Genomic DNA, 23,018 nt, shown 5'->3' on the forward strand with positions numbered 1-23,018 from the left:
CCTGACCGGTTTTCACCGCTTCGACACTCCCCCGCCGCCCAGAGTCCGAAGACCGTTCCCCCCTCGGAGGGTCACGCATACTGGGGTCAAACGATCAACGCTGTCACAGGGGGCACGTCCATGCCGTTCACGCTGAGCCACGTGGCAGCGGTGCTGCCGGGCATCCGGTCAGACGGCTCCGGGCGGGGGCCGTTGCTCGCCTCGGCGCTGGTGATGGGCTCCCTCGCGCCCGATATGACGTACTTCGCGGCCACCGCCGTGCCGGGGGCCATGGAGTTCGGCGCCTTCACCCACGCTCTGCCGGGGCTCCTCACGGTAGACGCGGCGATCACGGCGGCGATGGTGGCCCTGTGGCTGATCCTGCGCGATCCGCTGGCGGCCCTGCTGCCGGTGCGGATGCAGGGCCGAGTCCTGGCTTGCGTTCAGGGGCGCGGCCGGGGAGCGGACGGGCCGGCGGCGTTCGCGCTGCGCTTCTATCTCTCGGCGGTCGTCGGCTCGGCCACCCATCTGGTCTGGGACGCCTTCACCCATCACGACCGCTGGGGCACCCGGCTGCTGCCGGTGCTCAACGAGTGGGTGGGCGGCCTGCCGGTGTATTCGTACGCCCAGTACGGCAGTTCGGCGCTGGCTATGGCGGTCCTCGGATGGTTCCTGGTCTCCGCGCTGCGGCGCCAGCCCGAGGTCGCGCCGCCCGCCTCGGTGCCCCTTCTCGACCGGCGCCGTCGCCGGCTCGCGTGGGCGCTGCTGGGGGTGTGCGTCCTGCTCGGCGTCGCCCACCGGTGCGCGCGCTTCTACGCGGTCTTCGGGAAGGCGGAGTCGCCGCTCGACCTCGTCCCGACCGCGTGCTTCGGCGCGGGCGCGGGGCTCGCGGTGGGGTTGGTGGTGTACGCGGTGTGGATGCGGCTCAGGGGGCGTACGGGTACGGACGCTGGCGCGCCTGCGGACGCGGGTCCGGGCGACAGCACGGGCCCAGGTGCGCGTACGGGTGCTGCCGGGGGCGCCGGTGCGGACAGGGGCACGGCCGCGGGTCCGGGCATCGGCACGGCCGCGGGTGCGCGCGGCGGTCAGGAGCGGGCCGCCGGGTCGGAGCCCGTCCGGCAGGACTCCCGCTGACCACTGGGCCGCCGCCCTAGGCCACTGCTCCCTATCTGTTCCTCTACGTGCCGAGTCCCCGCGCCGTTCGCTCGGCGCGGGGACTCGGTCGCGAGCGGGTCAGTGGGCCGCGGACTCCCAGTCCGGGCCCACGCCCACCGAGACGTCCAGCGGCGCCCGCAGCGACACCGCCGAGGCCATCTCTCGACGTACCAGCTCCTCCAGCTTCTTGCGCTCGCCCGGCGACACCTCCACCACGATTTCGTCGTGGACCTGGAGGAGCAGCCGCGAGGAGAGCCCGGCCTCCCGCAGCGCCCGGTCGACGTTCACCATGGCGACCTTGACGATGTCCGCCGCGGTGCCCTGGATCGGGGCGTTGAGCGCCATCCGCTCGGCGGCCTCGCGGCGCTGGCGGTTGTCGCTGTTGAGGTCGGGCAGATAGCGGCGCCGGCCGAGCATCGTCTCGGTGTAGCCCGTCGCGCGGGCCTCCACGACGACGCGCTGCAGATAGTCGCGCACCCCGCCGAACCGCTCGAAGTAGGTGTCCATCAGGCCCCGCGCCTCGGCGGGCTCGATGTTCAGCTGCTGGGAGAGGCCGAACGCCGAGAGCCCGTACGCCAGGCCGTACGACATCGCCTTGATCTTGCGGCGCATCTCGGCGTCGACGGCGGACTTGTCGACGGAGAACACCTGGGAGGCGACGGTGGTGTGCAGGTCCTCGCCGGAGGCGAACGCCTCCAGCAGGCCCTCGTCCTCCGACAGATGGGCCATCACCCGCAGCTCGATCTGGCTGTAGTCGGCGGTCATCAGCGACTCGAAGCCCTCGCCGACGACGAAGCCGCGGCGGATCGCCCGGCCCTCGTCGGTGCGGACCGGCACATTCTGCAGGTTGGGGTCCGTCGAGGAGAGACGGCCGGTCGCCGCCACGATCTGGCTGAAGCTGGTGTGGACGCGCTCGTCCGGGGCGATCGTCTTGACCAGGCCCTCGACGGTGACCCGCAGCTTCGCCTGCTCGCGGTGGCGCAGCATGATGACCGGCAGCTCGTGCTCGGTCTGGGCGGCGAGCCAGGCCAACGCGTCCGCGTCCGTGGTGTAACCGGTCTTGGTCTTCTTGGTCTTGGGGAGGTTCAGCTCGCCGAAGAGGACTTCCTGGAGCTGCTTGGGCGAGCCGAGGTTGAACTCGTGGCCGACGGCGGCGTGCGCCTCCTTGACGGCCTGCTGCACCGCGCCCGCGAACTGCTGCTCCATGGCCTCCAGATGCGGCCGGTCGGCCGCGATGCCGTGCCGCTCCATGCGGGCGAGCAGGGCGGAGGTGGGCAGCTCCACGTCATGGAGCAGATCGGCCGCGCCGACCTCGATCAGCCGGGCGGTGAAGGCCTCTCCGAGGTCGAGGACCGCGCGGGCCTGCGCCATCAGGGCGTCGGCCTCGGCCTGCTCGTCCTCCGCGCCGAAGGCGAGCTGGCCGTCGGCGGCGGCCGGGGCGAGCTCGCGGTGGAGGTACTCGATGGCGAGCGCGTCCAGGGCGAAGGAGCGGCGGCCCGGCTTGACCAGATAGGCGGCGAGCGCGGTGTCCATGGCGACGCCGTCGACGCTCCAGCCGTGCTCGGGGAAGACCCGCATCACGTTCTTCGCGTTGTGCAGGATCTTGTGGCGGTCGGCGTCGGAGATCCAGGCGGCGAAGGCCCGCTCGTCCTCCTCGGTCAGCTGGGTGGTGTCGAACCAGGCCGCGGCGCCGTCGGGGCCCGCGAGCGCGATCTCGGCGACGCTGCCGGCGCCGAGCGCCCAGCTGTCGACGGTGGCCACGCCGAGCGGCTGCCCCGCGTGCCGCTCCAGCCACGGCGCGAGCTCGCCGGCGCCGAGGACGTCGCCGTCCAGCTCGACGCCGGCGGCGGGCGCCGGGGCCTCTTCCTCGGCCGCGCCGGGGTCGACGGCGAGGAGGCGCTCGCGCAGGCTCGGGTTGCGGATCTCCAGGACGTCCAGCACGCCCTTGACCGCCGCGCGGTCGTACGGAGCGCGCTCCAGGTCCGCTACGGCCTTGGTCAGCTCGACGTCGCGCACCAGCTCGGTGAGGTGGCGGTTGAGCTTCACGGCGTCCAGGTGGTCGCGCAGGGCCTGGCCGACCTTGCCCTTGACCTCGTCGGCGCGCTCCACGAGCTCGGCGAACGAGCCGAACTGGTTGATCCACTTGGTGGCGGTCTTCTCGCCGACGCCGGGGATGCCCGGCAGATTGTCCGACGGGTCGCCGCGCAGGGCCGCGAAGTCGGGGTACTGCTGCGGGGTCAGGCCGTACTTCTCGGCCACTTTCTCCGGGGTGAAGCGGGTCAGCTCGGAGACGCCCTTGGTGGGGTAGAGCACGGTGGTGTGCTCGCTGACCAGCTGGAAGGAGTCGCGGTCGCCGGTGACGATCAGCACCTCGAAGCCGGCCGCCTCGGCCTGGGTGGCCAGCGTGGCGATCACGTCGTCGGCCTCGAAGCCGTCGACGGCGAAGCGCACCGCGTGCATGGCGTCGAGCAGCTCGCCGATCAGCTCGACCTGGCCCTTGAACTCGTCCGGGGTCTTGGAGCGGTTCGCCTTGTACTCGGTGAACTCCTCGGAGCGCCAGGTCTTGCGGGAGACGTCGAACGCCACCGCGAAATGCGTGGGCGACTCGTCGCGCAGCGTGTTCGCCAGCATCGACGCGAAGCCGTAGACGGCGTTGGTCGGCTGACCGGTCGCGGTCGTGAAATTCTCCGCGGGCAGCGCGAAGAACGCCCGGTACGCCAGGGAGTGCCCGTCCATGAGGAGCAGGCGCGGTCGGTTGTCTGGGGTCTTCTTCGACGCTGTCTCAGCCACGTCCCCGATCCTGCCACGTACCACTGACAATGCCGACCGTGACAGGATCTGCGGCGTACCGCAGACGCCGGCTCGAGGGAGAGCGCGATGGCCACCAAGCCGCCCACAGGCGATCCAGTCCAGGACGCGCCGCAGGTCGCGCCCCCGCTGAACGCCGCAGCGGGCATCGCCGCCGTCGGACACACCCTGCGGATCGCCCAGCAGCAGATGGGCGTCCGCCGCACCGCGCAGACGCTCCTCAAGGTCAACCAGAAGGACGGCTTCGACTGTCCGGGCTGCGCCTGGCCCGAGGGCGACAAGCGGCACAAGGCGGAGTTCTGCGAGAACGGCGCGAAGGCCGTCGCCGAGGAGGCGACGCTGCGCCGCGTCACGCCCGAGTTCTTCGCCGCGTACTCGGTGGCGGACCTCGCCGCGCGCAGCGGCTACTGGCTGGGGCAGCAGGGGCGGATCACCGAGCCCGTGTATCTGCCCGAGGGCGCCGACCGGTACGAGCCGGTGACCTGGGACCGGGCCTTCGCGATCATCGCGGAGGAGCTGACCGCGCTGGGCTCCCCCGACGAGGCGCTCTTCTACACCTCGGGCCGCACCAGCAACGAGGCGGCGTTCCTGCTGCAGCTGTTCGCCCGCGAATTCGGCACCAACAATCTTCCGGACTGCTCCAATATGTGCCATGAGTCCTCCGGCTCGGCGCTGACGGAGACGATCGGCATCGGCAAGGGCAGCGTCTCCCTGGAGGACCTGCACCAGGCGGACCTGATCATCGTGGCCGGGCAGAACCCGGGCACGAACCACCCTCGGATGCTCTCCGCCCTGGAGAAGGCCAAGGCCTCGGGCGCGCGGATCATCTCGGTGAATCCGCTGCCGGAGGCCGGCCTGGAGCGGTTCAAGAACCCGCAGACCCCGCTCGGCATGCTCAAGGGCGTCGCCCTCAACGATCTCTTCCTGCAGATCCGCATCGGCGGCGACCAGGCTCTGTTCCGGCTGCTGAACAAGCTGATCCTGGACGCGGAGGGGGCCGTGGACGAGACGTTCGTACGCGAGCACACCCATGGGTACGAGGAGTTCGCCGCGGCCGCCCGCGCCGCCGACTGGGACGAGACGCTCGCCGCGACCGGTCTCGAGCGCGCGGAGATCGAGCGGGCGCTGGCCATGGTGCTCGCGTCGAAGCGGACGATCGTGTGCTGGGCGATGGGCCTGACGCAGCACAAGCACTCCGTGCCGACCATCCGCGAGGTGGTCAACTTCCTGCTGCTGCGCGGGAACATCGGCCGCCCCGGCGCGGGCGTCTGCCCGGTGCGCGGGCACTCCAATGTGCAGGGCGACCGCACCATGGGCATCTTCGAGCGGCCCTCGCCTGCCTTTCTGGACGCCCTGGAGAAGGAGTTCGGCTTCGCTCCGCCGCGGCATCACGGGTTCGACGTCGTGCGGTCCATCCAGGCGCTGCGCGACGGGGAGGCGAAGGTCTTCTTCGCCATGGGGGGCAACTTCGTGGGAGCGACCCCGGACACCGAGGTCACCGAGGCGGCGATGCGCCGGGCCCGGCTGACCGTCCATGTGTCGACGAAGCTGAACCGCTCGCACGCCGTCACCGGCACGCGCGCGTTGATCCTCCCCACGCTCGGGCGCACCGACAGGGACGTGCAGGCGGGCGGCCGGCAGGTCGTCACGGTGGAGGACTCCATGGGGATGGTCCACGCCTCGCGCGGCAACCTCCCCCCGGCCGGCCCTCGTCTGCTGTCCGAGCCGGCCATCGTGGCGCGCATGGCGCGCGCCGTGCTCGGGACGGGCTCGGCGACGCCCTGGGAGGACTTCGAGAAGGACTATGGAGCGATCCGCGACCGCATCGCGCGCGTGGTGCCCGGCTTCGAGGACTTCAACGCGAAGATCGCCCGGCCGGGCGGGTTCGCGCTCCCGCACGCGCCGCGCGACGAGCGCCGCTTCCCCACGGCCACCGGGAAGGCCAACTTCACGGCGGCGCCCGTGGAGTACCCGAGGGTCCCCGCGGGCCGGCTGCTGCTGCAGACGATGCGCTCGCACGATCAGTACAACACCACGATCTATGGGCTCGACGACCGCTACCGGGGCATCAAGGGCGGCCGCCGGGTCGTGATGGTGCACCCCGGGGACGCGCGGGAGCTGGGCCTGGCGGACGGCTCGTACGTCGATCTGGTCAGCGAGTGGAAGGACGGCGTGGAGCGGCGCGCGCCCGGGTTCCGGGTCGTGCACTACCCCACCGCCCGGGGGTGCGCCGCGGCGTACTACCCGGAGACGAACGTGCTGGTGCCGCTGGACTCGACCGCCGACACCAGCAACACCCCCGCGAGCAAGTCGGTGATCGTGCGTCTGGAACAATCACAGCCCGCCTAAGCGTTCGCTCAGGCAGCTGACGACGTACGACGAGAACGGAGCCAGGCCCCATGGGCGAGCAGACCACCGTGAAGTTCCCGCAAGAGGTCCTCGACGAGTACGCCGCGCTCGGGATCGACCTGCCCGCGCTCTTCTCCGCCGGGCACCTGGGCAACCGCATGGGCGTGCAGATCCTCGAGGCGTCGGCGGAGCGCGTCGTCGGCACGATGCCCGTCGAGGGCAACACCCAGCCGTACGGACTGCTGCACGGCGGCGCGTCCGCGGTGCTCGCCGAGACGCTGGGCTCGATCGGCACGATGCTGCACGGCGGCATCACCAAGATCGCCGTGGGCGTGGACCTCAACTGCACGCACCACCGGGGCGTCCGCTCGGGTGTGGTCACGGGCGTGGCGACGCCCGTGCACCGCGGCCGGTCCACGGCCACGTACGAGATCGTCATCACCGACGAGCAGGACAAGCGGGTCTGCACGGCCCGGCTGACCTGTCTGCTGCGCGACGCCCCGTCGTCCGCGCCCGCCGGCTGAGCCGTCCCGGCCCCGACCTGACACCCGAAATGCCTGTGCATTTCGGGTGTTCTGCTTTCACGGTCGAAAAATCACCACAACGCCCCCTTCATTCGGGATGAGCCGGACAACCCTTCCCCTATTCGCACCTGTGTCCGAGGCAAAGCATTGACAGGCGTCGGCGCCCTTGTGCACGATCATCCGAACCGGGGGGAATCATGGAGGGTGTTTGCGCCTGTGAAGTGGATTCTTGGCGTCTTAGTCATCGGGGGAATCGGGGCCTTCCTGGTCGTACGCCACCTGCGCGGACGATTCGTCGTGGTCACGGTCGAAGGCGCCAGCATGAGCCCGACGCTGACGCCCGGCGATCAAGTCGTCGTGGAGCGCCGCAAAATCACGGCCGTTCGCTCCGGCGATGTGATAGTGCTCCGGCCGCCGAAGAAATCGGAACGCTACGATCCGGTAGACGCCGAGGCCTGGAACATCAAGCGGGCCGCCGCACTGCCCGGCGATCCGGTGCCCGAGGGAATTCCCGGAGGCGAAGGTCTCGCACAGGTGCCGCAGAAGTCCCTGGTGGTATTCGGCGACAATCCTGACAGTATCGACTCCAGGCATCGCGGATTCTTTCCCGCGGACCAGATCCTGGGCGTAGCGATTCGCGTACTCGGCGGTCGCGCCTTGTGAACGAAACCGGGGGAAGGCATTCAGCACCAATGGGAATCGAGTTTCGGGTGCTCGGCCCGATGGAGATTTCGACGGGGACCGGGGCGATCCATGTGGCTGCGGGCAAGCAGCGCACCATCCTCGCCATGCTGCTGACGCACACGGGACACGTCGTCCCGGTGCACAAGCTCGTCGAGGAGGTGTGGGGGGACGATCCGCCGCATTCGGCGGTGCCCAATCTCCGTACGTACGTGATGCAGTTGCGGCGGCTGCTCAGTCCGCTCGACGACGCGGCGGGGGCCCGTCTGACGACCTCCCGGTCCGGCTACGCGCTGCGGCTGGCCGACGGCGAGTTCGACCTCGTGCGCTTCGAGACGCTCGCCGCCCGCGGGCGAGAGGCGGCGGCCCGTCAGGAATTCACCGAGGCGGCCGACGCGTTCAGTCGGGCTCTTGCCCTGTGGCGCGGAAGTCCCCTGGAGGACATCACGCTCGGACCGGCCCTGCGCGGCGCGACCGCGAGCCTCACCGAGCAGTATCTGAGCACGGTGGAGAATTACGCGGACGTCGAACTCTCCCTCGGCATGGGGACGGTCCTGGTCGAGCGTTTAAGACAGCTGGCGCGAAGATATCCGCTGCGCGAGCGCATTCACAGCCAGCTGATGATCTCCCTGTACCGAAGCGGCGACACGGCGGCCGCGCTCGCCGCTTTCACCGACGCCCGCACGGCCCTGCGCGACGAGCTCGGCCTGGACCCGGGACCCGAGCTCTCCCAGACGCACGCGGCGATACTGCGCAGAGCCCCCCATCTGATGCCGTCCGGCCATGTGGGAGAGGTCGGCGCCGCCCGTTCACGCACTTTCAGCGATCCGCCCCGACAGCTCCCGAGGGAGTCGACGGTATTCGTCGGCCGGGACCTCGAGATTACAAGTGCACACTCCGCGTTGCGCTCGACCGGGCGTCATACGGAAGGCGCTCCGGTGGTCGTTTTCCACGGCTCCAGCGGACTGGGAAAGTCCGCTTTGGCTCTCCGCACCGCACATTCCGTGGCCGACCGCTACCCCGACGGCCAGCTCTACGTGGACCTCCAGGGCTCCCGCCCCCGGCTGGAGCCGCCCCGCCCGGTGGACGTGCTCGGCCGCTTCCTGCGCGCGCTGGGCATGCCGCGCGACAGCGTGCCCGGCACGCTCGCCGAGGCCGCCGCGGGCTATCAGTCGATGCTGGCGGGGCGGCGCATCCTGATCGTCGCCGACAACGCCTCGCACGCCGGGCAGGTGATGCCGCTGCTCCCGGCGAGCAGCGAGTGCGCCGTGCTGATCACCAGCCGGAGCATTCTGCCCACGCTGGACGCGGTGCGGATCGCGGCGCGGCCGCTGAACGACGCCGACTCCCTGCGCATGCTGGCCCAGTCGACCGGTCAGCGCAGGGTGGTCGCCGACCCGGCGGGGGCGGCGGAGATCGTCCGCTGGTGCGAGGGCAATCCGCTGGCGCTGAGCATCGTGGGGGCCCGGTTCGCCGGACGGCCGGACTGGTCGCTCAGCGGCTTCGCGCAGCGGCTGCGCGATCCCGCACGGCGGCTGGACGAGCTGCAGATCGCCGAGCTGTCGCTGCGCTGCTGTCTCGAGGTCAGCTATCACGATCTGCTGCGCGGCGAGGAGGGGGCGCGGCACGTCGCGCGGATCTTCCGCCGGCTGAGCGCGGTGGAGTCGCCGTTCACGGCGGCCCGGGCCGCGGAGCTGACGGGCTGCGGTCCTTCGTCGGCCGAGCGCGCCCTGGACGAGCTGGTGGCCGTCGGCCTCTTGGAGCCGGCCGCCCAGGGCACGTACCGCATGCGCTCTCTGGTACGCCTCTACGCCGCCGAGCTGGCGGCGGCGGAGGGGCCGCCGCCGTGCGGCATCCCGGCCGGGATGGTCCTCACCCGGCCGGGGAGCTGACCGGCTGGGCGTCGGGCTCGTCGCGGTAGCCCTCGGCCTGGATGGCGAACAGCCGCGCGTACTGCCCGCCGTCGGCCATCAGCGACTCGTGCGTGCCCCGCTCGACGATCCGGCCGCCGTCGAGCACCACGATCGCATCGGCCTCGCGGACCGCGCCGAGCCGGTGCGAGACCAGCAGGCTGGTGCGGCCGGCGCGGTGCTCGCGCAGCCTGCGGTGGATCTCGTGCTCGGCCTGGGCGTCCAGGCCCGCGCTCGGCTCGTCGAGGATCAGCAGGTCGCGTCCGTCGCGCAGCAGCGTCCGGGCCAGCGCGAGCCGCTGCCACTGGCCGCCCGAGAGCACGACGCCCGCCTGCGGGTCGTCCTCGTCGGTCAGGTCGGTGAAGATCCGGCTGAGCAGGGTGTCGTAGCCGCGGGGCAGCCCCTCGACCACGGTGTCGACGTCCGCGGCCCGCGCGGCCCGGCGCAGCCGGCTCCGGTCGCAGAGCGCGTCGATCTCGCCGACCCCGATGTTCTCCGCGGCCGTCAGGTCGTAGCACATGTAGTCCTGGAACAGCACGCCCATCCGGCGGCGCAGCTCGGCGGGCGGCACGTCGCGGATGTCGACGCCGTCCCAGAGGATCGCCCCGCGGGTGGGGTCGTAGAACCGGCACAGCAGCTTGATGAGCGTGCTCTTGCCCGCTCCGTTGAGGCCGACCAGCGCCAGCGCGGCGCCGTGGTCGATGGTGAGGTCGAGGCCGCGGAGCACCCAGGGATGACTGTCGTCGTAGCGGAACCAGACGTTCCGAAGCTCTATGGCGCCACGCAGCGCGGGCAGCTCGGACTTCTCGGCCCTCCCGGCGCGCGGGGGAAGGTCGTCGGGGAGCGTCACCACCTTGTCGTGGTAGCCGAAGACGAGCAGCGCCTGGTGCGCGAGGGCCACGTTGTCCACCAGGCTCGTCAGCGCGCCCTGCGTGCCGGCCACCGCGGCGACGAAGGCCGTCACATCGCCGGCGCTCAGCTCCCCGGAGGTCGCCGCCCGCACCGCCCAGACGAGCCCCGCGCCCGCGACGAGAGTGGAGAGCAGCGCCAGCAGCGACTGGGTACGCGTCTCCTGGCCGTCGAGGCGCCGCTCCCCCGCCTGCTGGGTGGCGAGCTCGCCGAGCATGCGGCCCCGCAGGAAGTCCCCGAGGCCGAACAGCCGGGTCTCCTTCGCCGAGCGCACATCGGTGATCAGCAGCGAGTAGAAGATCTGCCGCCGGGTCGCCGGGGAGACGCCGGCCATCATCGTCACCCGGCGCCGCGACAGCGCCAGCCGGGCCAGCAGCGCGGGCAGCGCGGCGACGGTCACCAGCGCGGCCATGGCGGGGCTGAGCAGGGAGAGGGTGCCCAGCAGGCTCACCAGGGTGATGACGTTGCGCGCGGTGTCGAACAGCCCGGTGGTGACCGGGCCCATCGCGCCGCCCGACGCCTGCATGGCCATGCTCAGGTCGTTGCGGAACTCCGGGTTCTCGAAGCGCGAGAGGCCCTGGAAGCCGTTGATCGTCGTGTAGAGCCGGTCCTGCATCAGCCGGTCGAGGCGGCGGGCGAGCTCGCTCTGGAAGTAGTTGGCCAGATGCGGCAGCACGCCGGCCGCCAGCCCCACGCCGGCGAGGCAGAGCGCCCAGCGCAGCACCCCGTCCGACCGCCCGGCGGCCAGGCCGTCGACGATGAACTTGGTGAACCAGGCGGTCGCCGTCGGCAGCAGCCCCGAGACGACCGTGATCGCCAGATAGCCGGCCGCCAGGAGCGGCCCCGCCCGCCAGCACAGCAGCCATGCCGTGCCGACGTGGCGGAGCCGTGGCCGCGGCCGCCCCCCGTTCGGCCGCGGCTCCTCCTGGTCGCCCTGGTCGCCCGGCCCGTCCACCGGAGCCGGTCGCTCTGCGGTCACGCGGTCGGGGCGGGCTCGGCCAGGGCGGCGAGCGCGGCGGAGGCCGGGGCCGCGCCCGGGGCCGGCAGCTCCTGCGGGTCGGTCACGGCGCGGACGACCGCGCCCTCGCCGTCCGCCTCGACGAAGGTCGGGAAGGCCTCGATCGCCACGGCCTCCACCAGCTCGCGCGCCTGCTCGCCGCGCAGGACGAACGCCACGCCCTCCACATGGCGCACAAGCGCGTCGACGTCGCTCCCTCGGCCGGAGATCACCGCGACGGCGTTCCGTCCCCGCACCCGCGCGGCGAACTCCGGCGCGTGGTCGTGGCAGGTCTCGCACTGGGCGTCGAAGAAGGCCACCACCCGGGCGCCGCCTTCGCCCGCCTCCGTCAGCGCCTGCGGCAGGGTCGTGCCGACCAGCACGCTCGGGTCGTACGGAACGAACGGCCGCTGGCCGGGCGCCCCGGGCAGGCCGTGCCCGGCCGCCCCGCCGACGGCCGCGAGCTTCTCGGAGTGCTCGCGCAGCCGGCGCAGCACCGCGAACGTGAGCAGCAGGTCGAACAGGCACAGCGCGCCCACGAGGACAACGGCCGCAATCAGAATCGTCATCGCAATCCCTTACTCATGCGTGCTCATGGCTCATGACTCATGGCTCATGGCGGGCGAGGTGGTGAAGAGGGCCGTCAGGTCGTCGAGGCGCACCACGAGCAGCACGCCGATCACGCCGGCGGTCAGCGCGAGCGCGCCCGCGCCGGCGTTCGGCGGCCAGTGGGCCCCCTCGGCGAGCGAGAGCACGAGCCCGGCGGCGGCGGCGAGCGCCAGGAACAGGTTGCGTACGACGTGGACCGGGCCCAGCGGAGCGGCCGAGGCGCCGAAGCACCGGCAGGGCTCGCGGCGGCCGCGGCGCAGCGCGAGCGCGATTCCCGCCGTGAAGACGATCAGGAGAGCGGCCGCCAGCGCGAATCCGGCGGGGACGGCCGCCGGCCAGGCGAGCAGGACGACCACGGCGGCCTCCGTCGCGGCGACGGCGGCCGCCGCGGGGGCGGCGAGCCTGCGCGGCAGCAGCCGCATGGCTCGGATCGACGCGGCGAACTCGTCGAACGCCGCCCGCCCCCGCAGCTTCCCGGCAACCGCGACCAGGAAGACGCCGACCAGGAGAACCCGGCAGGCGAACAAGAGATAGATCATGCTCAGAAGCAGTTGACGATGCGCTCGATGTTGCAGGGGGTACAGCCGCTCGTGCCGCCCACCACGTGGCAGGTGCGGAAACGGGCACGACGCTCGCTGATGCAGTAGCAGCGCTCCGTCCAGCTGGTGTCCGCCTGGGCGGTTGCCTTGGGCACCAACCGCTCGAGCACGCGGTCTCCGAGCTTTCCTATGGAACCGATCATGTTTCACTCCCGTTTCTACTGAACCGAGGGAGCGGCCCGCGCCGCCGGAGCGGGTGGGAGCCGCCGAGCAGGCCGCACGCTACCCACGCCCCATAGATCCGGGCATACAAGAGATCTACATCCGTCATTGAGTAACCGATCGTGACGAACTAGCGTTCCCCCATGAGGACTCCGCCGCGCTCCTCCCTCCGCCTCGCCGCATCCGCGCTCCTCGCCGCAGCCCTCGCCGTCGGCTGCTCCACCTCACGTCCGCCTTCCGGACACACCGCCTCCATATCCGGGTCACCGGCCGACGAACCGGTGCGCGTCTGCACGGAACTCGTGGCGTTCTGGGCCAAGACGCTGATCAGAGGCGGGCCAGGGGCTGGTCTCGACTGGGAGCAGAAGGGAATGTCGATCGACCAACACGCCATCCACGAGGACGTAGTTGCCGCCGCGCGGGTGGAGCAGAAACAGCAAGGAAGCGCGGCGGCAATGGAACTGATAGAGCGCCAGACGCGGGCTCGATGCACCGCCGAGAGGGGCGCGGAAGGCGGCGGAGAACACTGAAATGATCTTGGGCGATCATTACTCTCCGTAATGGTCGAGGGATAGTGAAACGAAAAGGGAACAGCCCTCCCTTTCCCTCGCCGCGAGATGTGAGGCCAGGCAATAGCCGACTTTTCGTCAAGATCGAGCCCAGCACCAAGATCGCTTCAAGCCCCTTACCGGAACTGCGCGTTCTCACTATGCGGTCACTTCGGTGGCGGGAATTTAGGCCCAATCTGTCCGCACTGCGCCCCTCGATTCTCTCCCCCGGCATAACAAGACAGTCACATCCTGACCTTCCCCCATCCCGCACCCGCTCACCTGCGCTTAGAGTCACGGCCAGTCACCGCGCCGCCGGGCGCTTCTGCTGCACGGACCTGTACCAACCCAGTACGGCCCGGCGAGACACACGGCGCCCTCACCAGAGGAAGCCGCGCCAGGGAGAGGATTCATCGTGCGACACCGTTCCTTGCTCATACTCACCTCCGTTCTGACCACGGGGGCGCTCACGCTCACCGCCTGCGGTTCGCGCGACGACGACAAGAAGAGCAGCGAAGGCGGCAACACCACCGTCGTCATCGGCGTTGACGCGCCCCTCACCGGTGCCAACTCCGCCATCGGACTCGGCATCCAGTACGGCGTGCAGATCGCCGTCGACGACGCCAACGAGAAGAAGCTCGTCCCGGGCGTCACCTTCAAGGTCAAGGCCTTCGACGACAAGGCGCTGCCGGCCTCCGGCCAGCAGAACGCCAGCAAGCTGGTCGCCGACAAGGACGTCCTCGGCGCCATCGGCCCGCTGAACTCGGGCGTCGCCGTCTCCATGCAGCAGGTCTTCGCCACCGCCAACATGGTGCAGATCTCCCCCGCGAACACCGCTCCCGAGCTGACGCAGGGCAAGGACTGGGCCACCGGCGACAAGAAGCGCGCCTACAAGACGTACTTCCGCACCGCCACCACGGACGCCCTCCAGGGCGGCTTCGCGGCTGAGTACGCGGCCAAGACCCTCAAGAAGAAGAAGGTCTACCTTGTCGACGACAAGCAGACCTACGGCGCCGGTCTGGCCCGTCTCTTCAAGCAGAACTTCACCAAGGCCGGCGGCGCCGTCGCGGGCGAGGACCACGTCAACACCGGCGACAAGGACTTCGGCACCCTGGTGACGAAGATCAAGGACTCCGGCGCCGATCTGCTTTACTACGGCGGTCAGTACGACGAGTCGCAGATCCTGACCAAGCAGCTGAAGGAAGCGGGCGTCAAGATCCCGCTGTTCGGCGGCGACGGAATGTTCACCGACACCTACATCAAGACCGCCGGTGCGGCCTCGGACGGCGACCTCGTCACCTCCGTCGGCGTCCCGGTCGACACCCTGCCGGCCGCCAAGGACTTCGTCGCCAAGTACAAGGCGAAGAAGTACCCGGGTGACTACGCCGCCTACGGTGGCTACTCCTACGACGCCGCCAACGCCATCATCAAGGCCGTCGGCAACATCGTGAAGGACGGCAAGGTCCCGTCCGACGCCCGCGCCAAGATCGTCGAGGAAGTCCAGAAGACGAACTTCGAGGGCATCGCCGGTCCCGTCTCCTTCGACGACTTCGGCGACACGAACAACAAGCAGCTGACCGTCTACCAGGTCAAGGACGGCAAGTGGGCCGCGGTGAAGAGCGGCACCTACAACGCCGGCTGATCCACCCCAGCGCACGCACAACCTAGGGCCGCGCGGCCACGACCACACGTCACCGCGCGGCCCGACTTCTACCCCCTTGCTCACTCTCCCCACCACATGGAGGCCATGCGGTGAACACCCTGCCGCAACAGCTGGCCAACGGGCTGATTCTCGGCTCGATGTACGGGCTGATCGCCATCGGCTACACGATGGTGTACGGCATCGTCCAGCTCATCAACTTCGCCCATGGCGAGATCTTCATGACCGGCGCCTTCGGCGGACTCACGGTCTTCCTCCTTATGCCCAGCGGCACTTCCATGTGGGTACTCCTCCCACTGATGCTGCTCGGCGGCGCCATCGTCGCCGTACTCATCGCCGTGGGAGCGGAACGTTTCGCATACCGGCCACTACGAGGGGCGCCACGGCTGGCGCCACTGATCACCGCGATCGGACTCTCGCTCGCGCTGCAGCAGGTCATCTTCAACCTCTACCCCGAGGCGAAGAACGACCGGGTGTTCCCGCAGATACCGGGCGGCCCCTTCGACATCGGCTCGATCAAGATCCAGACCGGTGACGTCTTCCTGCTGATCGCCGCGCCGCTCTGCATGGCCATGCTGGCCTTCTTCATCCGCACCTCGCGCACCGGCCGCGCCATGCAGGCCACCGCGCAGGACCCGGACACCGCTCAGCTCATGGGCATCGACACCAACCGGATCATCGTGATCGCGTTCGCGATCGGCGGCTTCTTCGCCGCGGTCGCCGGTGTCGCCTGGGGTCTGAAGTACGGCACGGTCAAGTTCGACATGGGCTTCATCACCGGCCTGAAGGCGTTCACCGCGGCCGTCCTCGGCGGCATCGGGAACATCTACGGCGCGATGCTCGGCGGAGTGGTCCTCGGCCTCTCCGAAGTCCTCGCCAGCGCCTACATCTCCGAGATCCCCGGCATGGAGCAGCTCGGCGGCGGATCCTGGGCCCCCGTCTGGGCCTTCGTCCTTCTCATCCTCGTTCTGCTGTTCCGACCACAAGGTCTACTCGGCGAACGCGTCGCGGACAGGGCGTGATCGGTATGTCCACCACCACCGACATCACGAAGAACGAAGCCGCTCCCGCCGTGGAGGCGGGCGGTCTGATAGCGCTGCCGCAGTCCGCGGCCCGCGCCCTGGTCGCGGGCGGCGCCGCCCTGACCATCGCCAGCACCTTCCTGTCCTGGACCTGGACGGCTGCCTTCCCCGGCAACCTGACGGTCTACGGCTACCCCGCCGGCCTGCAGATCCTCACGCTGGTCGCGGCCGCCGTGGCGCTGCTCTTCGGCCTGAACCTGTTCAACGTGCGCGGACTGGGCTGGGTCAACCCGGCCAAGGCCACCGCACCGGTCTTCCTCGCCTCGCTGGCGGCGTTCGCGGTCGTCTGGTTCACGATGATCGCCATCGCGGTCGAACTCGGCGGTCTGGCCAACCTCGAGCCCGGCGGCTTCGTCGCGGCCATCGCCGCGGCGCTGCCGATCGTCGGCGCGCTGGCGCTCCCCAGCCCGGGAGACACCTTCAAGGCGTACTTCCGCAAGCCCGAGCGCATCCCGGCCCCGACCACCGAGCTCGCCCCCTGGGCGCAGCGGCTGGTCATCACGCTGGCCGCGACGGTCGGCCTGATCGCCTTCACGTACGGCATCGGCGTGGACGACGAGGAGAGCCAGACCTTCATCGGCTTCCTGATCCTCGTGCTCTTCACCACCTGGGCGCTGTTCGCGGCGGGCCTCACCGAGCGCTACTCGCACCTCAACGCCCAGCACCGGGGCTTCGCCACCGCGATGATCTTCCTCGCCGCGGCGATCTTCCCCTTCACCCAGTCCGACGACGCCAACGCCAACCTCGGCGTGAGCATCCTGATCTTCGGCACGGTCGCCCTCGGCCTCAACATCGTCGTCGGCCTCACCGGTCTGCTCGACCTCGGCTACGTCGCCTTCCTCGGCGTCGGCGCGTACGCCGCGGCCCTGGTGTCCGGCTCGGAGTTCTCCCGGTTCTCCGGCGTCCAGTTCCCCTTCTGGGCGGCCGCGCTGACCGGTATGGCGGCCTCGCTGGTCTTCGGTGTGCTGATCGGCGCCCCGACCCTGCGACTGCGCGGCGACTACCTCGCCATCGTGACGCTCGGCTTCGGCGAGATCTTCCGTATCGCGATCAACAACATGGACGGCACCTCGGGTCCGGACCTCACCAACGGCCCCGACGGCATCGCCCAGATCCCCGACCTGGAGATCCTCGGCTTCAACTTCGGGGAGGTACACGAGGTCGCGGGCTTCACCCTCGGCCGGTTCGCGAACTACTTCTTCCTGATGCTGCTGATCACGGCGCTCGTGGTGCTGGTCTTCACCCGCGCCGCCGACTCCCGTATCGGCCGCTCCTGGATCGCGATCCGCGAGGACGAGACCGCCGCCACCGCCATGGGCATCAACGGCTTCCGCGTCAAGCTGATCGCGTTCGCGCTCGGCGCGGCGCTGGCCGGCCTCGCGGGAACGGTCAGCGCGCACGTCACCTACAGCGTGGTGCCCAACCCGTACCAGTTCGCCGGCGCGGCCCCGCCCAACTCGGCCTTCCTGCTGGCGGCCGTCGTCCTGGGCGGCATGGGCACCGTCGCGGGCCCGATCCTGGGCGCGACGCTGCTCTACCTGATCCCGGAGAAGCTCGGCTTCCTCAAGGAGTACGAGCTGCTGGCCTTCGGCATCGCTCTGGTGCTCCTGATGCGCTTCCGTCCGGAGGGCGTCATCGCCAACCGGCGCCAGCAGCTGGAGTTCCACGAGACCGGGCAGCTCGACGTACCGGATGAAAAAGGCCTGACGGAGAACACCGTCGGCGTCACCAAGTCAGGGGCGTGACCATCATGACTACGGCCACGGCCACCACTGTCCTGCAGGCATCGGGCGTCACGATGCGCTTCGGCGGCCTCACCGCCGTGCGCTCCGTCGACCTCACCGTCAACAGCGGCGAGATCGTCGGGCTCATCGGGCCGAACGGCGCCGGCAAGACCACCTTCTTCAACTGCCTCACCGGCCTGTACGTCCCCACCGAGGGCAAGGTCAGCTACAAGGGCACCGTCCTGCCGCCCAAGCCCCATCTGGTCACGCAGGCCGGCATCGCCCGTACCTTCCAGAACATCCGGCTCTTCGCCAATATGACCGTTCTGGAGAACGTCCTCGTCGGCCGCCACACCAGGACCAAGGAAGGCCTCTGGTCGGCGCTGCTGCGGGGGCCGGGCTTCAAGAAGGCGGAGCGGGTCTCCCGCGAACGCGCCATGGAGCTCCTGGAGTTCATCGGCCTGGAGCACAAGGCCGACCACCTCGCCCGCAACCTGCCCTACGGCGAGCAGCGCAAGCTGGAGATCGCCCGGGCGCTGGCGAGCGAGCCCGGCCTGCTGCTCCTCGACGAGCCGACGGCCGGCATGAACCCGCAGGAGACGCGGGCGACCGAGGAGCTCGTCTTCGCCATCCGCGACAAGGGCATCGCCGTGCTCGTCATCGAGCACGACATGCGCTTCATCTTCAACCTCTGCGACCGGGTCGCCTGTCTGGTCCAGGGCGAGAAGCTCGTCGAGGGCACGGCCGACGTCGTGCAGGGCGACGAGCGCGTGGTCGCCGCGTACCTCGGCGAGCCGTTCGAGGGCGCGCCGGGCGCGGAGGAGCTCGCCGAGGTAGAGGCGGCGGAGGCGGCGCAGCACGCGTCGGCCGACGAAGCCGAGGCCGAGGCGCCCAAGGCCGCCGAGGCGTCCAAGCTCTCCAAGGCGCCCGCCGAGGAGGCTGAGGCCGAGGCTGCTGCCCCGGCCGCTGCGGACTCGACCGAGACCGAGACCGAGGCTGCCGCCGAGGCCGAGGCCGAGGAGTCCGAGCAGTCCGAGGAGTCCAGCGGCTCCGACGCGTCGGAATCCGACGCGGCGCCGGCCGCCTCCGACTCCCGCACCACCCGCACCACCGCTCCGGAAGGGGACGCCTCATGACCGCCCTCCTCGAGGTCGAGGACCTGAAGGTCGCCTACGGCAAGATCAAGGCCGTCAAGGGCATCTCCTTCTCCGTCGAGGCCGGCCAGGTCGTCACCCTCATCGGCACCAACGGCGCCGGCAAGACGACCACGCTGCGCACGCTGTCCGGTCTGCTCAAGCCGTCCAGCGGCCGGATCATGTTCGACGGCAAGCCGCTCAGCGGAGTGCCCGCCCACAAGATCGTGTCGCTCGGACTGGCGCACTCGCCCGAGGGCCGGCACATCTTCCCGCGTCTGTCGATCCTCGAGAACCTCCAGCTCGGAGCGTTCCTGCGGAGCGACAAGGCGGGTATCGAGAAGGACATCCAGCGCGCCTACGACCTCTTCCCGATCCTGGGAGAGCGCAGGAAGCAGGCCGCCGGCACCCTCTCGGGCGGTGAGCAGCAGATGCTGGCCATGGGACGCGCGCTCATGTCCCAGCCGAAGCTGCTGATGCTGGACGAGCCGTCGATGGGCCTCTCCCCGATCATGATGCAGAAGATCATGGAGACCATCGTCGAGCTCAAGGCCCAGGGCACCACGATTCTGCTCGTCGAGCAGAACGCCCAGGCCGCCCTCTCCCTGGCGGACCAGGCGCACGTCATGGAGATCGGCAGCATCAAGCTGTCGGGCCCCGGCCAGGAACTGCTCCACGACGAGTCCGTCCGCAAGACGTACCTCGGCGAGGACTGAGCCGCACGACAAGGAAGAGGCCCGCACCCCGAGCAGGGGGTGCGGGCCTCTTCCTTGTCTACGCCGTACGGGCTCGTCTACGCGGGACCGGCCTGTCCACGCCGTACGGGCTCGACTGCGCGGTACGGGCGCGACGCCGGCCGGCGCGGCCGAGCTGCTACTGGCCGCCCTTCGCCGCCTTCTTCTCCTCGGCGTCCTCGATGACGGCCTCGGCGACCTGCTGCATCGACAGCCGCCGGTCCATCGACGTCTTCTGAATCCAGCGGAACGCGTTCGGCTCGGTCAAGCCGTACTGCGTCTGCAGGATGCTCTTCGCGCGGTCCACCAGCTTGCGGGTCTCCAGTCGCTGCGAGAGGTCGGCGACCTCCTTCTCCAGAGCCTTCAGCTCGGTGAAGCGGGAGACCGCCATCTCGATGGCGGGCACGACGTCGCTCTTGGAGAACGGCTTGACCAGATAGGCCATCGCGCCCGCGTCCCTGGCCCGCTCGACCAGGTCGCGCTGGGAGAACGCGGTCAGCATCAGCACCGGGGCGATGGACTCCTCGGCGATCTTCTCGGCCGCGGAGATGCCGTCCAGGACGGGCATCTTCACATCGAGGATGACCAGGTCGGGGCGGTGCTCCCGGGCCAGCTCGACGGCCCGCTGGCCGTCGCCGGCCTCGCCGACCACCGCGTATCCCTCTTCTTCGAGCATCTCTTTGAGGTCGAGCCGGATGAGGGCCTCGTCCTCGGCGATGACGACGCGGGTCGTCAGCGGAGGGACGTGCGACTGGTCGTCGTCGGCGACGGGCTGGGGCGACTCGGGGGCGGTCACGGGACTCCTCATTCCAAGGCAGGGTGCTCCCCATGAGCCTACCCAGCTCCTGTATGGTTGGGACACGAAGGGTCTTCGTGTTCCTTCGTTTCCAAGGGCGCCCCGGTAGCCCAGCGGTAGAGGCAATGGTCTCAAACACCATCCAGCGTGGGTTCGAATCCCACCCGGGGTACTTTCCCTGATATTCCAAGGTCACGACTTGAGGCCCCTCTGCGGAGGGGCCTCGTTCGCTTGCGGGGCCTGCTACTTGGGGCTGTCGTCCTCGCCGATGTGGTGGACCCGGACCAGATTGGTGGAACCGGCGACTCCGGGCGGCGAGCCCGCCGTGATCACCACGATGTCGCCCTTCGCGCAGCGGCCGATCTTCAGCAGCTCCTCGTCGACCTGGGCCACCATCGCGTCGGTGGACCCCACCTGCGGACCGAGGAAGGTCTCCACTCCCCAGGTGAGATTGAGCTGGGAGCGGGTCGCCGGGTCCGGGGTGAAGGCCAGCAGCGGGATCGGGGAGCGGTAGCGGGAGAGCCGTCTGACCGTGTCGCCGGACTGGGTGAAGGCGACGAGGAACTTCGCGCCGAGGAAGTCGCCCATCTCCGCCGCCGCCCGGGCCACCGCGCCGCCCTGGGTGCGGGGCTTGCTGCGCTCGGTCAGCGGGGGCAGCCCCTTGGCGAGGACGTCCTCCTCGGCCGCCGCGAGGACGCGGCTCATCGTCTGCACGGTCTCGACGGGGTACTTGCCGACGCTCGTCTCGCCCGACAGCATCACCGCGTCGGTGCCGTCCATGACGGCGTTGGCGACGTCGGAGACCTCGGCGCGGGTGGGGCGGGAGTTCTCGATCATCGAGTCGAGCATCTGGGTCGCGACGATGACCGGCTTGGCGTTGCGCTTGGCGAGCTTGATGGCGCGCTTCTGGACGATCGGCACCTGCTCCAGCGGCATCTCGACGCCCAGGTCTCCGCGGGCGACCATGATCCCGTCGAAGGCGGCCACGATGTCGTCGATGTTCTCGACGGCCTGCGGCTTCTCGATCTTGGCGATGACCGGGAGCCGGCGGCCCTCCTCGTCCATGATCCGCAGGACGTCCTCGATGTCGCGTCCGCTGCGCACGAAGGAGAGCGCGATGACGTCCGCGCCGGTCCGCAGGGCCCAGCGGAGGTCCTCGACGTCCTTCTCGGAGAGCGCGGGGACGGAGACGGCGACGCCGGGGAGGTTGAGCCCCTTGTGGTCGGAGACCACGCCGCCCTCGACGACGACGGTGTGCACACGGGGGCCCTCGACCCGGGTGACTTCGAGGGCGACCTTGCCGTCGTCGACCAGAATCCGCTCGCCGACGGTCACATCGGCGGCGAGGCCGCTATAGGTGGTGCCGCACAGATGGCGGTCGCCCTCCACCTCCTCGACGGTGACGGTGAACTCATCGCCGCGTTCAAGCAGTACAGGTCCTTCACGGAAGCGGCCCAGTCGAATCTTCGGACCTTGAAGGTCGGCAAGGACGCCGACGCTGCGGCCCGTTTCATCGGAGGCTTTGCGAACGCGCTGATAGCGCTCCTCGTGCTCGGCGTAGGTGCCGTGGCTGAGGTTGAGGCGGGCGACGTCCATTCCGGCCTCGACCAATGCCTTGATCTGGTCGTATGTGTCGGTGGCGGGCCCCAGAGTACAGACGATCTTTGCTCGGCGCATATGTCGAGCCTATGGCCTACCGACCGGTAGAGAATGGGCCGAGCATGACTGCTCAACAACCTTTACGTGAAGGTCTATTGACAACTGTTGAATTGTGCGCGGGGTCGCTCCGATGAGCATTCCCGGCAGGCCTCCGGGCGGCGCGGCCCGAGGGTGCGGGCCGTCGCCGTCCCCTCGCGCTACAGCTTCGGCGGAGTCATCGTGAAGCGGGCGTTCACCTGCGCGTACACCGTCTGGCGCTGCGGCTCCAGATCGAGGGCCGGGGCCATCTCGGCGGCGTCCGCTCCCCCGTAGCCGGCGCTGCGCGCCGCGCCGAAGGCGACCGGGACGGCGTAGTCCTGGGCGTTCTCCGCGCCCAGGTCGGCCAGCTCGACCAGCGCGGACAGCTGGGCGCCCAGCGCGTCGGCGTACTCACGGGCCCGCTGGACGGCTTCCTTCACCGCCTGACGGCGGGCCTCCCCGTGGGCCGGCGAGTCGGGGCGCAGCGACCACCAGGGGCCGTCCACCCGGGTCAGCTCCAGGTCGGCGAGCCGGGTGGTGAGCTCGCCGAGCGCGGTGAAGTCGCCGAGCTCCGCGGTGACGTGGACCCGGCCGTGGTAGGCGCGCACATGCTCGCCGCGACCGCGCCGGGTGAGCTCGGGGCTGATGGAGAACGCCCCGGTCTCCAGCTTCTCCACCGCCTCGCCATACGACTTGACGAGCTCGACGACCGCGGCGTTGCGCCGGGTCAGGTCCTCCAGCGCGCTGCGCCGGTCCGTGCCGCGCGCGCTGACCGCGACGCCGATCCTGGCGATCTCCGGATCGAACTCCAGGCGCGCCTCTCCGCGGACGGCCACCCGCGGGGTCTGCGGGGTGCCGTACGGCGCGGCGGCGGTCGATGCGTCGTCAGCGGTCACGGAAGAGCTCCCTCGTCGGTCCTGCGGCGATCGTCCTCGCCCCACTGTCGCATCCGGCGGCGGCAACCGGAGGACACCGGACAGAA

General features: G+C 70.2%; 19 protein-coding genes and 1 tRNA gene. 12 read left to right on the forward strand and 8 right to left on the reverse strand.

Annotation, left to right across the window (positions count from 1 at the left end):
- Nucleotides 1-120 precede the first annotated feature (120 nt).
- Nucleotides 121-1,113, forward strand: a complete 993-nt coding sequence (locus AB0M39_RS29890; RefSeq protein ID WP_365369077.1) for a DUF4184 family protein — start codon at nucleotides 121-123, stop codon at nucleotides 1,111-1,113.
- A gap of 99 nt (nucleotides 1,114-1,212) precedes the next feature.
- On the opposite strand, the gene polA is transcribed toward AB0M39_RS29890, so the two are convergent.
- A complete protein-coding gene (gene polA, locus AB0M39_RS29895) occupies nucleotides 1,213-3,924 on the reverse strand; it encodes a DNA polymerase I (protein WP_365369078.1) in 2,712 nt (903 codons plus the stop codon).
- A gap of 87 nt (nucleotides 3,925-4,011) precedes the next feature.
- On the opposite strand from polA, the gene AB0M39_RS29900 reads away from it, so the two are divergent.
- The 4 genes from AB0M39_RS29900 to AB0M39_RS29915 all read left to right on the forward strand — a co-directional run bounded on the left by AB0M39_RS29900 (nucleotide 4,012) and on the right by AB0M39_RS29915 (nucleotide 9,388).
- The gene (locus AB0M39_RS29900) at nucleotides 4,012-6,291 is read left to right on the forward strand and encodes an FdhF/YdeP family oxidoreductase (RefSeq protein ID WP_365369079.1); all 2,280 of its coding nucleotides are present in this window, start codon (nucleotides 4,012-4,014) and stop codon (nucleotides 6,289-6,291) included.
- Between the two features lie 50 nt (nucleotides 6,292-6,341).
- On the forward strand, nucleotides 6,342-6,815 hold the full coding sequence (locus tag AB0M39_RS29905; protein WP_365369080.1) for a hotdog fold thioesterase: 474 nt from the start codon (nucleotides 6,342-6,344) through the stop codon (nucleotides 6,813-6,815).
- A 216-nt stretch (nucleotides 6,816-7,031) separates the two neighbouring features.
- Nucleotides 7,032-7,478: a S26 family signal peptidase gene (locus AB0M39_RS29910; protein ID WP_365369081.1), complete on the forward strand. Its 447-nt coding sequence runs from the start codon at nucleotides 7,032-7,034 to the stop codon at nucleotides 7,476-7,478.
- 59 nt (nucleotides 7,479-7,537) lie between these two features.
- Nucleotides 7,538-9,388, forward strand: coding sequence for a BTAD domain-containing putative transcriptional regulator (locus AB0M39_RS29915; protein ID WP_365369082.1), 1,851 nt, complete (start codon nucleotides 7,538-7,540; stop codon nucleotides 9,386-9,388).
- Here the strand turns inward: AB0M39_RS29915 and AB0M39_RS29920 are convergent.
- From AB0M39_RS29920 to AB0M39_RS29935, 4 genes are read right to left on the reverse strand one after another with little or no spacing between them, the layout of a single operon-like run.
- Nucleotides 9,369-11,294: an ABC transporter ATP-binding protein gene (locus tag AB0M39_RS29920; RefSeq protein ID WP_365369083.1), complete on the reverse strand. Its 1,926-nt coding sequence runs from the start codon at nucleotides 11,292-11,294 to the stop codon at nucleotides 9,369-9,371. The two genes, AB0M39_RS29915 and AB0M39_RS29920, sit on opposite strands and share 20 nt — an antisense overlap.
- Nucleotides 11,291-11,881, reverse strand: a complete 591-nt coding sequence (locus AB0M39_RS29925; RefSeq protein WP_365369084.1) for a hypothetical protein — start codon at nucleotides 11,879-11,881, stop codon at nucleotides 11,291-11,293. Before AB0M39_RS29925 ends, AB0M39_RS29920 begins: the two co-directional genes overlap by 4 nt.
- 30 nt (nucleotides 11,882-11,911) lie before the next feature.
- Nucleotides 11,912-12,460, reverse strand: coding sequence for a MauE/DoxX family redox-associated membrane protein (locus AB0M39_RS29930; protein ID WP_365369085.1), 549 nt, complete (start codon nucleotides 12,458-12,460; stop codon nucleotides 11,912-11,914).
- A 2-nt stretch (nucleotides 12,461-12,462) separates the two neighbouring features.
- Complete coding sequence (locus AB0M39_RS29935; protein WP_365369086.1) at nucleotides 12,463-12,663, reverse strand: hypothetical protein; 201 nt, start codon at nucleotides 12,661-12,663, stop codon at nucleotides 12,463-12,465.
- A gap of 162 nt (nucleotides 12,664-12,825) precedes the next feature.
- Here AB0M39_RS29935 and AB0M39_RS29940 point away from each other — a divergent pair, with 162 nt between their 5' ends.
- From AB0M39_RS29940 to AB0M39_RS29965, 6 genes are all read left to right on the forward strand, one after another.
- The gene (locus AB0M39_RS29940) at nucleotides 12,826-13,212 is read left to right on the forward strand and encodes a hypothetical protein (protein WP_365369087.1); all 387 of its coding nucleotides are present in this window, start codon (nucleotides 12,826-12,828) and stop codon (nucleotides 13,210-13,212) included.
- A gap of 433 nt (nucleotides 13,213-13,645) precedes the next feature.
- Complete coding sequence (locus AB0M39_RS29945; RefSeq protein ID WP_365369088.1) at nucleotides 13,646-14,872, forward strand: branched-chain amino acid ABC transporter substrate-binding protein; 1,227 nt, start codon at nucleotides 13,646-13,648, stop codon at nucleotides 14,870-14,872.
- Between the two features lie 110 nt (nucleotides 14,873-14,982).
- Nucleotides 14,983-15,912, forward strand: a complete 930-nt coding sequence (locus tag AB0M39_RS29950; protein ID WP_365369089.1) for a branched-chain amino acid ABC transporter permease — start codon at nucleotides 14,983-14,985, stop codon at nucleotides 15,910-15,912.
- A gap of 5 nt (nucleotides 15,913-15,917) precedes the next feature.
- Nucleotides 15,918-17,717 carry a branched-chain amino acid ABC transporter permease gene (locus AB0M39_RS29955; RefSeq protein WP_365369090.1) on the forward strand — a complete coding sequence of 600 codons (1,800 nt, stop codon included), beginning with the start codon at nucleotides 15,918-15,920 and terminating at the stop codon, nucleotides 17,715-17,717.
- A gap of 5 nt (nucleotides 17,718-17,722) precedes the next feature.
- Nucleotides 17,723-18,832, forward strand: coding sequence for an ABC transporter ATP-binding protein (locus tag AB0M39_RS29960; RefSeq protein ID WP_365369091.1), 1,110 nt, complete (start codon nucleotides 17,723-17,725; stop codon nucleotides 18,830-18,832).
- Nucleotides 18,829-19,545 (forward strand): ABC transporter ATP-binding protein, encoded by a 717-nt coding sequence (locus AB0M39_RS29965; RefSeq protein ID WP_365369092.1) that lies wholly within the window; start codon nucleotides 18,829-18,831, stop codon nucleotides 19,543-19,545. The genes AB0M39_RS29960 and AB0M39_RS29965 overlap by 4 nt, the downstream gene beginning before the upstream one ends.
- Before the next feature lie 157 nt (nucleotides 19,546-19,702).
- On the opposite strand, the gene AB0M39_RS29970 is transcribed toward AB0M39_RS29965, so the two are convergent.
- Nucleotides 19,703-20,359, reverse strand: coding sequence for a response regulator (locus AB0M39_RS29970; RefSeq protein WP_365369093.1), 657 nt, complete (start codon nucleotides 20,357-20,359; stop codon nucleotides 19,703-19,705).
- A gap of 99 nt (nucleotides 20,360-20,458) precedes the next feature.
- Between AB0M39_RS29970 and AB0M39_RS29975 the strand changes: the two genes are divergently transcribed.
- Nucleotides 20,459-20,531 (forward strand) — tRNA-Leu (locus AB0M39_RS29975).
- Nucleotides 20,532-20,602: 71 nt separating this feature from the next.
- On the opposite strand, the gene pyk is transcribed toward AB0M39_RS29975, so the two are convergent.
- Together pyk and AB0M39_RS29985 are read right to left on the reverse strand one after the other, a co-directional pair.
- Entirely contained in the window at nucleotides 20,603-22,036 is a 1,434-nt protein-coding gene (pyk, locus tag AB0M39_RS29980) for a pyruvate kinase (protein WP_365369094.1), read from the reverse strand.
- Nucleotides 22,037-22,215: 179 nt separating this feature from the next.
- Entirely contained in the window at nucleotides 22,216-22,932 is a 717-nt protein-coding gene (locus tag AB0M39_RS29985) for an SIMPL domain-containing protein (protein ID WP_365369095.1), read from the reverse strand.
- Nucleotides 22,933-23,018: the final 86 nt, after the last annotated feature.

Origin of the sequence: Streptomyces sp. NPDC051907, from assembly GCF_040681075.1 — a bacterium.
Taxonomy (GTDB): Bacteria; Actinomycetota; Actinomycetes; order Streptomycetales; family Streptomycetaceae; genus Streptomyces.